At 69.7% G+C, this 11,566-nt stretch carries 9 protein-coding genes; all 9 read left to right on the top strand.

The window, feature by feature from the left end; all coding sequences use genetic code 11:
• The first annotated feature begins 6 nt into the window (after positions 1-6).
• Positions 7-957 carry a class I SAM-dependent methyltransferase gene (locus tag ACWHYQ_RS12570; protein ID WP_447972465.1) on the top strand — a complete coding sequence of 317 codons (951 nt, stop codon included), beginning with the start codon at positions 7-9 and terminating at the stop codon, positions 955-957.
• Between the two features lies 1 nt (position 958).
• Entirely contained in the window at positions 959-2,071 is a 1,113-nt protein-coding gene (locus ACWHYQ_RS12565; RefSeq protein WP_447972464.1) for a glycosyltransferase family 4 protein, read from the top strand.
• Positions 2,068-2,787, top strand: a complete 720-nt coding sequence (locus ACWHYQ_RS12560) for a methyltransferase domain-containing protein (RefSeq protein WP_447972463.1) — start codon at positions 2,068-2,070, stop codon at positions 2,785-2,787. Before ACWHYQ_RS12565 ends, ACWHYQ_RS12560 begins: the two co-directional genes overlap by 4 nt.
• Complete coding sequence (locus ACWHYQ_RS12555; protein WP_447972462.1) at positions 2,774-4,582, top strand: methyltransferase domain-containing protein; 1,809 nt, start codon at positions 2,774-2,776, stop codon at positions 4,580-4,582. The genes ACWHYQ_RS12560 and ACWHYQ_RS12555 overlap by 14 nt, the downstream gene beginning before the upstream one ends.
• Positions 4,572-6,206, top strand: a complete 1,635-nt coding sequence (locus tag ACWHYQ_RS12550; RefSeq protein ID WP_447972461.1) for a hypothetical protein — start codon at positions 4,572-4,574, stop codon at positions 6,204-6,206. The genes ACWHYQ_RS12555 and ACWHYQ_RS12550 overlap by 11 nt, the downstream gene beginning before the upstream one ends.
• Before the next feature lie 10 nt (positions 6,207-6,216).
• Positions 6,217-6,972, top strand: a complete 756-nt coding sequence (locus tag ACWHYQ_RS12545) for a glycosyltransferase family 2 protein (protein WP_447975565.1) — start codon at positions 6,217-6,219, stop codon at positions 6,970-6,972.
• Positions 6,973-6,995: 23 nt separating this feature from the next.
• Complete coding sequence (gene asnB / locus ACWHYQ_RS12540; protein ID WP_447972460.1) at positions 6,996-8,957, top strand: asparagine synthase (glutamine-hydrolyzing); 1,962 nt, start codon at positions 6,996-6,998, stop codon at positions 8,955-8,957.
• Positions 8,958-9,116: 159 nt separating this feature from the next.
• A complete protein-coding gene (locus tag ACWHYQ_RS12535; protein ID WP_447972459.1) occupies positions 9,117-10,358 on the top strand; it encodes a glycosyltransferase family 4 protein in 1,242 nt (413 codons plus the stop codon).
• Between the two features lie 16 nt (positions 10,359-10,374).
• Positions 10,375-11,556 carry a glycosyltransferase family 4 protein gene (locus ACWHYQ_RS12530; RefSeq protein ID WP_447972458.1) on the top strand — a complete coding sequence of 394 codons (1,182 nt, stop codon included), beginning with the start codon at positions 10,375-10,377 and terminating at the stop codon, positions 11,554-11,556.
• Positions 11,557-11,566 lie beyond the last annotated feature (10 nt).

Genomic DNA, 11,566 nt, shown 5'->3' with positions numbered 1-11,566 from the left:
GCGGCGATGATGGACCGACCACCGGACTTCCGCGATATCTTCAGGGCGGAGCCGCGCGCGGTGGCTGTTGTGAAGGGGCGGCTGACCGGGTGCGACTGCGCGGTGCCGTCCTTCGTGCCGGGCCCGCACTACGCGGCGAACTTCGGGAAGCAATGGGCCCGGTTCCGCGACGTCCAACTTGACTCGGTCAACGGGACCACCATCTCGCGCGCGTACCTGGAGGCGCTGATCGGGGAACCGGTTGAGCGGCTTGCCGGCAAGACCGTCCTGGAGATCGGCGCGGGTGCCGGCCGCTTCACGGAATACTTCGTCAAATACGCCGGTCTCGTCGTGGCCGTGGATCTCTCGGAGGCGATCTTCGTCAACGCTGCGCTGGGCGCTAGGAACCTCGTGCCGGCCCAGGCCGACCTGCTCGCGATGCCCCCGATGGCGAGGCGTTTCGACCTGGTCTTCTGTCGCGGGGTGTTGCAGCATACGCCGGATCCGGTCCGGGCGATCGCCGAGTTGGGGAAATGGGTTGCGCCGGGAGGGGTCGTCGCCTTCGACATCTACGCGCCGGGACGGCTCGGCCGGCTCGATGCCAAGTATCTGTTCCGCCCCATCATCCAGCGGATGTGGACCTACGAGTCGTTTCTCGACTTCCTGGAGCGGTACGCCGAGCCGATTCTGCGCCTGCGCTGGCGGCTCAAGCCGTTTCTGCCGGGGAAGACCAAGCAGCTCCTGGACTTTGTCCTGCCCGTCTATGACTACAAGGGCTTTCATCCGCTGACGGACGAGCAGCTCATCGAGTGGGGAAAGCTCGACACGCTGGACGCCTTTTTTGCCCGCTACGATAATCCGATGCGGTTCGACGAGGTCATCGAGACCCTGGGGCGTCTGGGTTTCCGAGTGCTGGCGGCTGACCGGACCTTGAATGCCTTTCGGGCGACCATCTCGCCAGGTGCGGCCGACTCCTAACGTGAGAATCGGGATCGACATCTATCAGGCCAGTTTCCCCTACGGCGGCATCGCCCGGTACATTCGGGCCCTGGTGTCGGCGATGGTGGCGGCCGCCCCGTCGGACGAGTTCGTCCTGGTCAGCACCGACTTCCGCGCCGCGCATGCACCCTGGCGGCACGGCGGCGCGGCCGTGCGCGATGTCCGCCTGCGTGTGCCCCGGCGCCTGCTCCAAGCCTGCTGGGACCGGCTGGGCTGGCCACCTGTGGAGACCCTCGCCGGCCCGCTGGACGTCTTTCACGGCACCCACTTCGTCCTGCCTCCGGCGCGGACTGCCAAGCGCGTGCTGACCGTGCACGACCTGAACTTCCTGCGGCATCCGGAGTACTTTTGGGATCGGTCCCTCAACGAGTGGGGCCACCGGGTGGAGTTGCCCATTGCCTTGGCGCGGGCGGATGTCGTGGTGGCGGTCTCTGAGCATACCCGGCGGGATTTGATCGAATTGATGGGCGTGCCGGAGGATCAGATTCGCGTGATCTACGAAGGGGTCGAGCCGCATTTCTTCGTGGCTGCCGACGACCCCCGGCTGGCCGAGACGAAGGCCCGGCTGGGGCTGGATCGGCCCTATCTGGTGTTCCTGGTCGGCACGCCGGAGCCGCGCAAGAACCTGATGCGGACGGTCGCCGCCGCGCGCCGGGCCGCCCCGGAGCTGCCCCTCGTGGTCGTCGGGCCCCGGGAGCCAATTCAGGCGTTGCTCGGCGGCGACGTGCCGGGTGTGGTCCTGGTCGGCTCCCTGTCGGACGACGACCTGCCCCTGGTGTTGCACGGGGCCGTGCTGGCCCTCTACCCCAGCCTCGGCGAGGGGTTCGGGCTCCCGGCGCTCGAGGCCATGGCAGCCGGGGTCCCGTTGGTTACCGCCGACCGCACCTCCCTGCCGGAGGTGGTGGGGAAGGCGGCGGTGCTGGTGGACCCGGAGTCGGTCGAGGCCATTGCGGATGGCATCCGGAGCTTGCTGGACGACGGGGGCCGCCGGGCCCAGCTCATCGCGGAGGGGCTGGCGCGGGCGCGGGAGCTTTCGTGGGAGCGGGCGGCCCAGCAAGTCCTAGCGCTGTACCGGGAACTTGTGTCGGCATGAAGGGCGAGCCATTTGTGCGCGCGCGGGCCTGGTTGGCGCCCCCGCATCCCACCTGGCAATCGTCGGCCAGCCGGAGCCGGGCCGCGCGGTTTCTCCATGAGGAAGCCGACCGGGTCCCGAAGGGAGTCCGGATCAACATCGGGTCTGCTTCCCGGCGGTTCGCCGTGCGGACGTTCAACTTCGATCTCCTGCCAGGCGAGGAAGTGGATGTACGCGGGGACCTGCTGCGGCTTCCGGTCAAGGACGTGAGCGTGGACACGGTGGTCTGCACCGGGGTGCTGGAGCACGTTCGGGATCCGGAGGCCGCGGTGCGGGAGCTTCGGCGAATCATGAAGCCCGGGGCACGCTTGTTCGTCGAGACGCCCTTCATCCAGACCGTCCATGCCGCACCAGACGACTACACCCGCTGGACAAGCCAGGGCCTCCGGCAGCTCCTGCGCGGCTTTCAGCTCGAGGCCTGCCAGGTCGTGGCGGGCCCGGCATCCGCGCTGGCCTGGCAGCTTCAGGAAACGCTGGCCATGCTTTTCAGCCTGGGCAACGGCGTCTTGTACCGGGTGGGCCTCAGGGTCTTCGGCTGGCTGGTCGTTCCGCTCTCCTGGCTGGATATCGTCTTGGAGCGGCATCCGATGGCCTGGCATGCCGCCTCGGGCTTCGCCCTCATCGCCGTGAAACCCGAGGGATCGGAAGCGGGGGAGCAACCCGATGCGCGATCTTGATACACGCGTTCAGGCAGCCTCGTGGCGGCCGGCTGCGACGGTGCCCCGCCCCTTCGTCCGCCATGCCCACCCAGAGCCCTCCCCGGGGGAAGTCTGGCAGGAAGGCCCGGCAGACGGGATTGTCCGGCTCTCCGTCGTGATTCCGACCGTGGACGCCCAGCGGGGGGGCTACTTCGCCAAGCTCCTGCGAGAGATCTCCGCGCAGCGGTGCGAGGCCTATGAGGTAATCGTGGTCCGCGGCGACCCCCGGCAGGGGCGGGCGATCAACGTCGGGGCGGCCCTCGCGCGGGGGCGCTACCTGCTGACGCTCGACGACGATACGTCGCTGCCCGATCCCGACACCTTCGGCAAACTCATCGCCGTGCTGGAGGCGCACCCGGAGATCGGGATCGCCGGCGGCAACAACGTCGTGCCGGAGGACGCCCCGGCGTTCGTGCGGCGCGCGATGCGCGAGATTCCGCGGCGCTCCTGGGAGCCGGTGCGCGAGATCACGGAGTCGGACCTGGCCGAGCATCCCTGCCTGATGATGCGAACGGCGGAGTTCCGAGCGCTCGGGGGCGAGAACGAGCTGATCCCGCGGGGCCTCGACCCCTACTTACGACAGCGGGTCCGCGAGGCGGGCAAGCGCGTGGTCGTCGTGCCAGGGGTCATCTACCACCATCTCCCGCCTGGCTCCTGGGGGACGCTGCTGCGGCAGTGCTTCCGCAACGGCCGGCAGGCCGCCTTTGTGAACCGACACTACCCGCAGTGGGTTATCGAAACGCCGGCTGAGCACGGAGTCTTCACCTTGCAGGTCCCATTCTGGCGCCGCACCCTCCGCTATGGCGGCCGGCTGTTCCGCGCCGGGCTGGCCGGACAGTGGACCTGGCTCCTGTGTCAGGTCTGGTACGCAGCCGGGTTCGCTGCTGGCTGGCTGCGCGCTGCGAGCGATGCGCGGAGCTGTCCCTGCCGGCGTGCCGAGGCATCCCCGGTGCGGCTGGGACGAGAGGGGCAGGCGCTCCGCTGTCGGCAGTGCGGGCTCCTGGCCAGGGATCCGCTGCCGTCGCCAGAGGAACTGCGCCGGTGGTATGCGACCGACTATTGGGGCCAGTTCCAGGCTGAGCAGACGGGGCCGGAGCGGGAGAATATCCATGCGCATGTGATCGAGTGGCTGGGCGAGTTGCGCCCCGCCAAGGGCCTGCTGGTGGATGTCGGCTGCGGGGGCGGAGCCTTGTTGCGCGCCGGCCGGGCGGCGGGATGGAAGGGCATCGGGTTCGATCCTTCCGCTGAGGCCGTGGCCTATGCGCGGGTGCAGGGGCTCGAGGTCTACGAGCTGGCCTGGCCCCCCTGTCCGCTCGCGGACGACCAGGCGGATGCGGTGACGATGGTCAACGTTCTGGACCATCTTCGCGATCCATTCGGCGCGCTCGCGGAAGCCCGGCGCGTGCTGAGGAAGGACGGGGTGCTCTACATCCGGGTCCCCAACGGCCCCTTCCACGCCAGGCTCATGCGGCTTTCGGCATGGATGGGCCTGTCCGGCTTCCCAGTCTTTCACCTCTACGGGTTCAGCCGTCGGGCCTTCTTGTACCACCTGCCCCGGCTGGGCTTCGTTCCCATAGCGGTCCGGGTCGCGCTCCCCGCTGCGGGAGATCCCTACGGGGACGGCGGCTCCTGGGCCGGCTGGGCGCGCAGGCCCGTCAAGGCCATGATCGGCGCGGCAGTCCGGGTCCTGCGGGCCTGTGGGCTCGACGCCGTTGCCTGGGCACCCTCCCTCGAGATCATGGCCGTGAAGGGCTCGGCAGCCGATGGTCAGTGAGCGCTCGGCGGGAAGCCCGGCGAGCGCAGGAGGCCTGGTCGCGCTCGCTGGCTTGGTGGCCGCGGGGGTCGCGCTGCGATGGCGGCACGTCATGAACTGGGGCTACCTGTTGAGCGGGGACGACGGGGTCGTGGCGCTCATGGGGCTGCACATCCTGAACGGGGCGGGCTTCCCGCTGATGTTTTACGGCCAGCATTACATGGGGAGCCTGGATGCGATGGTCGCCGCGGTGGCCTTCGGCTGGCTGGGCGTGTCCGCGAAGACCTTCAAGTTGACGTTGCTCCTCTATGCGGCGGCGACGCTGGTCCTGGTCGGCTGGACCGCCCACCGCCTGTGGGGGCCGTCCCGGGCCTGTCTGGTCGTCGGGCTGCTGGCCGTCTCTCCGGCGGCGATCCGGTGGCAGATGGACCAGCCGAACTATGGGATGCTGTACTTGTTGGCGGCCCTGCTCATGGCGTTGACCGTGCGGCTGCTCACCGCGCCCGGGGCGCTCTCCGGCCCGAGACAGACCGCGTTGCTATGCGGATGGGCGTTCGTCGCTGGAGCGGGGGTCTGGATGCATTCGCTGATCCTCAGCCTGGCGCTCCCGGTGCCGTTCCTGCTGTGGCTCCGCGGGGCCTTGCCGACCGGGAGGCGACTGGGCCTGGTCCTGGCCTGCGCGCTCCTGGGCATGGGGCCGCTCCTGCTCCACAATATCGTGCACCCGTTCGCGACGCTCCGGCAATTCGTCGGGTTTTTCTTGGACGTCTCCTCCCGGAGCGAAGTGGAGGGCCTCTCCTGGCTGGAGATCGTCCTGCGGGGGCTCCGGCACAAGGTAGATCCGGTGACCGTCGGGTCGAACCTGTTGGTGGCCATCGGCGGGTACAGTCTTCGGGACTATCCGGTTCTCGCCACACTGAGCTATCCGGCTGTTGTCGCGTTCCTTATCCTCGTCGCCGCGTCCGCGGTGGCGGCGGTGCGTAAGGCGAACCGGCTGGGTTGGCGCACGTGGGGGGCCTCCCAGGAGGGGAGCCTCCTGGCCTGGCTCCTGCTCTCCGCCTTCCTGGTGGTCGTTCTGGGGAGCACCAGATCGCGGTACATGGCCTTGCTGGTCCCGCTCGCCGCGTTCCTGCTCGCCGGCCGGTGGAGGACGGGGGGCGGGAGCCGGCTCGTCCACCAGGTTCGCCTGGGCCTGCTGGCCGGCCTCGGGCTGTATCTGGCGGCCGCCGGGGTCGTCTTGACCGTCGTGCAGCCGCTCACGCTTCCGAACCCGGTCCCGGGCTTGGCGCAATTCCTGGAGTCGAACGGCCTGCGGCTCGGGTATGCCGGCTTCGAGCTGGCCTACCCGCTGGTGGTGGAGACGCAGGAAGCCGTTCGTGTGTCGCCGCTGGCGGGACCCCTTGTGGACGACCGGTACCCCGCCTACACGAGGGCTGTCGAGGCGGCACCGTCGCCCTTTTATATCTACGCGGAGGGAGAGCCGCTGGGGGAGATCTTGGCGAACTATCTCCGCCGGCAGGGGATCGGGTTCGAGGACTCGCGGATCGCCGGCCAGCGGGTGTTGTGGGGTCTGACCCGCCCGGTCCGACCCGATGAGTTCCTGCCGGAGCCGTATCTCTCCATGTACAAACGTGTCCACCTGTGAGGTGCCGATGATGTCCCGATCGTCCCCACCCAGGCTGTCCGTCGTCATTCCTGTCTATAACGAGCGCGCGACGATCGCGGAGATCCTGCGCCGGGTGCAGGCGGTCGCGGTGGACAAGGAGATCATCGTCGTGGACGATGGCTCGACGGACGGGACCAGGACCTTTCTCGAAGCGGTGGCGAAGGCCCGGTCCGCCGAGCCCCCGGTACTGGCCCTGGATGAGGGGGGGGCGCTCCGCGTGGACAACATCACCGTTTGCTTTCAGCCCCGGAATCGGGGCAAGGGCGCGGCCCTGCGCCGCGGCTTCCAGGAGGCCCACGGCGCCCTGGTGCTGATCCAAGACGCGGACCTGGAATACGACCCGCAGAACTACGCAGCGCTGCTCGATCCCATCGAGCGCGGCGTGGCCGACGTCGTCTACGGCTCGCGGTTCCTGGGGGGGCCGCACCGGGTGCTCCTCTACTGGCACTACGTGGCAAACACGGTCCTGACGACGCTCTCGAACATGGTCACGAACGTCAACCTCACCGACGTCTGGACCTGCTACAAGGTGTTTCGCCGCGAGATCCTCGCGCAACTCGACTTGAAGGAAGACCGGTTCGGGTTCGAGCAAGAGGTGACGGCCAAGGTGGCCCGGCTGGGCTGCCGCATCTACGAGGTGCCGATCTCCTATTACGGTCGGACCTACGCCGAGGGGAAGAAGATCACCTGGAAAGACGGCGTGCGGGGCCTCTGGTGCATTCTGCGCTACACCTGGTTCGACTGAACCGCTGAGGGCTGATCACTGGCATGTGCGGGATCTGCGGCATCCTGGGCGAGGGGACCGAGGCCGAGCTGGACCGGATGTTGCGTCGGCTGGTCCACCGCGGGCCGGACGAGAGTGGGCGACATCTCGAGCCGGGCCTGCTGCTCGGCGCGCAGCGCCTGCGCGTGATTGATCCGGTGGGTGGGCACCAGCCGATCTCCAATGAGACCTGCCCCCGCGGCAAGCTCGGGGCCGGCTCTGAGCGCGGTCGGAGGAGCGGCACGGTCTGGGTCGTCCAGAACGGCGAAATTTACAACTACCGCGAGCTCCGCGATGAACTGGTCGCGAAAGGGCACCGGTTCGCGACGGACTGCGACACGGAGGTGCTGGTCCACCTCTACGAGGAGGAGGGGGAGGACGGCGTCCAGCGACTGCGCGGGATGTTCGCCTACGCCCTCTGGGACCGCGAACGCGACACGCTCCTCCTTGTGCGAGACCGGTTGGGAATCAAGCCGCTCTACTACGCGATCCGGCCGGGACGAGGCGGCGGATCGGATGGCCTGGCCTTCGCCTCGGAGCTCCCGTCGCTGCTGGAGGCTGTGCCGGGGGCGGCGATCGAGCCCCGGGCCGTCGCCCAGTACCTCTCGCTCCTCTATGTGCCCGGGCCCGGCACGGTCTATCGGGGCGTGCGGCAGGTCCAGCCAGGCGAGCTGCTGACGGTCTCGAGGGGGCGGATCGAGACCCGCCGCTACTATGACCCGGCGGCCGCCTGGAGGGCGGCGCGTCGCCCGCCGGCCGCGTCGCCCCTCGATTTGGCGGAGCAGTTTCTGGAGCGGTTGGCGGACACGGTGCGGGTGCATCTCGTGAGCGACGTGCCCTTGGGGCTTCTGCTCTCCGGCGGGCTCGACTCCGGCTCGATTTTGGCGATGATGCGGCGGGTCACCAACGGGCCGATCCGGAGCTTCTCGATCGGGTACGGCGCAGCGGCCGACCGCTCCTACGACGAGCTGGACGCCGCGCGGCTCTTGGCCGAGCGGTTCGGCACCCTGCACCATGAGGAACGCCTGTCGCCGAACGCGGCAGCGCTCCTGCCCCGGATCGTGGCGGCGATGGGGGAGCCCTTCGCCGACGCCTCCGCGATTCCGACCTACCTGGTCTCCGAGGTGGCCCGTCGTTCCGTGACCGTGGCGCTCTCCGGCATCGGCGGCGACGAGCTGTTCGGCGGCTATCCCCGGTACCTCGGAGCGCGGGCGGCGCAGCGATACGCCCGGCTCCCGCGGCCGCTCCGGGCCTGGCTCGCTCGGCACGTCGCCCCGGCGCTCCCGGAGGGATCCGGCAGCCGGGACCAGCTCGGCCGGCTCAAGCGGTTTCTCCGACACGGGGATCGGCCGGTGAGCGAGCAGTACTGCCGGTGGATCACCTTCCTGCCTCCGGAGTGGGGACCGGATGCCTTCACATCCGAGTTGCGGGCCGAGAGCGGGATCCTGGACTGGATCGGGGAGTACGGCGCGCGCTTCGAGCGCTGGCCCGCCCCGGACCCGTCCGACCGCGCCATGGGCCTCGATCTCGAGACCTATCTCCCGGACGACCTGCTCCGGATGGGCGACCGGCTGAGTATGGCCCATTCGCTCGAGCTGCGGGTGCCGTTCTGCGACCACCTGCTCCTGGCCTTCGCCCTTGGGCTTCCGCCAGAGATCCGGTATGCGGGGTGGCAGCTCAAGGGCTTCATGCGCCGGGCCTTGGGCCGCGTCCTGCCGCCTGCGATCCTGTCCAGGGCGAAGTATGGGTTCATGGTGCCGCTCGCGCGCTGGCTGCGCGAGGATCTGCGCGAGATGGTCGGGGATCTGCTGGCGGAGGATGCCGTGAAGCGGCGCGGCTATGTCAGGCCCGAGTACGTCCGGTGGCTGGTGCGGGAGCATCAGGCCGGCCGGCGGAACTTCGCGGACCAGCTCTACGCCCTGCTGGTCCTTGAGCTGTGGCTCCGGGACCGAGCGAACAGCTCCTAGCGAAGCGCGGATCGCTCGTGGGATGTCCCACAAGTTCGTGGCATCGTCATGCCGGCGGTAGCCGGCATGGAGGTCCTGGAGTTCGGCGTTCGCCGGAATGACGGTTCCCGGCGCTTCGCTCTCGGCTGCTGGCTCCTTGCTAAGTCTATGAAGATCGTCATGCTGGCAGAGGTGTCCGCCGCGGCGGTGATCGGCGGGGCGGAGCGGGTCCTGCGGGAACAGGCTCTGGGGCTGCGCGCCCGCGGCCACGCGGTGCGCCTCGTTGCCCGCGCGCCCGAAGGAGACCCGCGCCCGGAGGTGCTCGTCGGCGACGTGCCGGAATACCGCTACGGCGTGTCGCGCCGGAGCGAGCCGGCGTTCGTGCTGTCCTCGCTTGGGCGCTCCCGCCAGGCTTTTGACCGTGCGACCGATCGGCGGACGGTGGATGCCGTCGTCATCCATCAGTCCCTGGCCGGACTGGGTGCCTTGCTGCACCGACGCGCGCAGGCGCGCGCCTGGATCTATGTCTGTCACTCCTTAGCGCATGAGGAGTACCGGACCCGCTCGCAACCGGGCGCGACCGCGCTTGAGCGGGCCAGACGGGTGATGAACCTGCGCTTCCGGCTCTGGTGCGAGCGGGCAGTCGTCCGGCGGTGCGTGCCCGTGCTGGTGTTGAGCCGGTTCATGCAGGAGCGGGTGGTCGCCGTCCACGGGATCGCCGAGAACCGAATCCGGATCGTCCCCGGGGCGGCTGATCCGGCGCGCTTCCAGCCGCCCGACGATCCGGTCGAGGTTCGGCGGCGGCTCGGCTTGCCGCCGGGCAAGGTCCTGCTGTTCACCGTCCGCAATCTGGTTCCCCGGATGGGGCTTGAGGTGCTGGTCCGGGCGGTCGCCGCCCTCGGACCGGAGGGGCGCGATTGCCTGCTGCTGATCGGCGGGGAAGGGCCCCTGCGCCGGACCCTTGAGGCGCTCGTGGGCGAGCTGGGCCTGCAGGATCGCGTGCGGTTACTGGGGTTCGTACCCGAGGAGGCCCTGCCCGGGTATTACCAGGCGGCGGACCTGGTCGTGCTGCCAACCCAAGAGTTGGAGGGATTCGGGCTCGTGACGGTGGAAGCGCTGGCCTGCGGGACACCGGTGTTCGGAACTCCGGTCGGGGCGATCCCGGAAGTGTTGGCCCGCGTGGATCCGGGGCTCGTCGCGGAAGGGACGGATGCGGAGGCGCTGGCGAAGGGGATCCGGCGCCTCCTCTGTCGCTTCCGGGATCTCCCGGGCGAGCAGGCTCGCCTTTCGGAGAAAGGCCGGGCTCTCGTCGAGGCGGAGTACACGTGGGCGCGGCATTGCGAGCGGGTCGAGGCGATCCTGGGTGAAGCGGTCGGGAAGGGACAGGGCTCAGTGGCTGGCCTGAGCACAGCCGGGGCATGACGGTGGCTTCGCGGACATGAAGGTCTGCCATGTCATCACGCGGCTGGACCGAGGCGGAGCCGCCCAGAACACTCTGCTGACGGTCCTCGGCCATGACCGGACCCGCTATGAGCCGCTCGTGGTGGCCGGCCGGCCCGGCCGGTGGAGCGACCAGGGCGGCGACGCCGCGGCGGAGGAGAACTATCGGAGGCTTAAGCAGGCCGGGATTCGCTGGCAGGTCGTGCCCAGCCTCACGCGCGCGATTCATCCGGTCAAGGATCTCCAGACACTCTGGCGGCTCACGGCGCTCTTTCGACAGGAGCGCCCGGCGATCGTTCACACGCACACGTCGAAGGCCGGCGTGGTGGGACGGCTCGCCGCCTGGCTGGCGGGCGTGCCCGTCGTGGTGCATACGCCGCACGGGCACGTGTTTTACGGCCACTTCGGCCGGGCAGCTTCCCAGGCCTTCCTGGTGATCGAGCGGCTGCTCGCCCGGCGGACGACCTGGCTGATCGCCTTGACGGAAGCGGAGCGGGACGAGCATCTGGCGCGCAAGGTGGGCTGCCCGGACCGCTTTGCGGTGATCCCCAGCGGGATCGAGCTGGACCGCTTTCGTCGCGCGACCGCCGCGCCCCGACGGCCGCCTCGAGGTGTGGCGCTCCCCCCGGAGGCGATCGTGGTCGGGTCGGTGGGCTGGCTGACGCCGGTCAAGGGGCACCGCGTGCTGATCGAAGCGGCGGCGCGCCTCCACCGGGCGCACGACCGGCTGCACCTGCTCCTGGTCGGAAGCGGCGCGCTCCGGGGCGAGCTGGAGCGGCTGGTCGAGCGACTCGGCCTCCGGGACCGCGTCCATTTCCTCGGCCATCGGGACGATGTCCCTGCGTGCCTGGCCGCGATGGACCTGTTCGTCCTCCCCTCCTTGAACGAGGGCATGGGGCGCGCCCTCGTCGAGGCCATGGCCGCGGGACGCCCGGTGATCGCCAGTCGGGTGGGGGGCGTGCCGGCGATCGTGGAAGACGGGAGGACCGGACGGCTCGTGCCGCCTGGCGATCCCGCGGCGCTCGCCGCGGCGCTGGACGACCTCCTGCGCCATCCGGATCGAGCGCGCGCGCTCGGCGAGGCGGCAGCCCGGGCGATCGGCGAGCGGTTTGGGGCGGCGGCCATGGCCAGGGCTGTCGAGCAGGTCTACGAGGAGGCCCTGAAAGAGGCCCTGTGCTGAGTGATGGGTG

It is taken from the genome of Nitrospira sp. Kam-Ns4a (assembly GCF_965152595.1).
The sequence above is the reverse complement of the archived record's forward strand: the minus strand, read 5'-3'. Positions and strand labels throughout refer to the sequence as shown.

What these genes read in the sequence shown, in the direction of transcription:
- ACWHYQ_RS12530 (WP_447972458.1), top strand. Translation starts at nt 10,375, where the DNA reads ATGAAGGTCTGCCATGTCATCACGCGGCTGGACCGAGGCGGAGCCGCC.
- ACWHYQ_RS12560 (WP_447972463.1), top strand. Translation starts at nt 2,068, where the DNA reads ATGAAGGGCGAGCCATTTGTGCGCGCGCGGGCCTGGTTGGCGCCCCCG.
- ACWHYQ_RS12545 (WP_447975565.1), top strand. Translation starts at nt 6,217, where the DNA reads ATGTCCCGATCGTCCCCACCCAGGCTGTCCGTCGTCATTCCTGTCTAT.
- ACWHYQ_RS12535 (WP_447972459.1), top strand. Translation starts at nt 9,117, where the DNA reads ATGCTGGCAGAGGTGTCCGCCGCGGCGGTGATCGGCGGGGCGGAGCGG.
- ACWHYQ_RS12570 (WP_447972465.1), top strand. Translation starts at nt 7, where the DNA reads ATGATGGACCGACCACCGGACTTCCGCGATATCTTCAGGGCGGAGCCG.
- ACWHYQ_RS12550 (WP_447972461.1), top strand. Translation starts at nt 4,572, where the DNA reads ATGGTCAGTGAGCGCTCGGCGGGAAGCCCGGCGAGCGCAGGAGGCCTG.
- ACWHYQ_RS12555 (WP_447972462.1), top strand. Translation starts at nt 2,774, where the DNA reads ATGCGCGATCTTGATACACGCGTTCAGGCAGCCTCGTGGCGGCCGGCT.
- asnB (WP_447972460.1), top strand. Translation starts at nt 6,996, where the DNA reads ATGTGCGGGATCTGCGGCATCCTGGGCGAGGGGACCGAGGCCGAGCTG.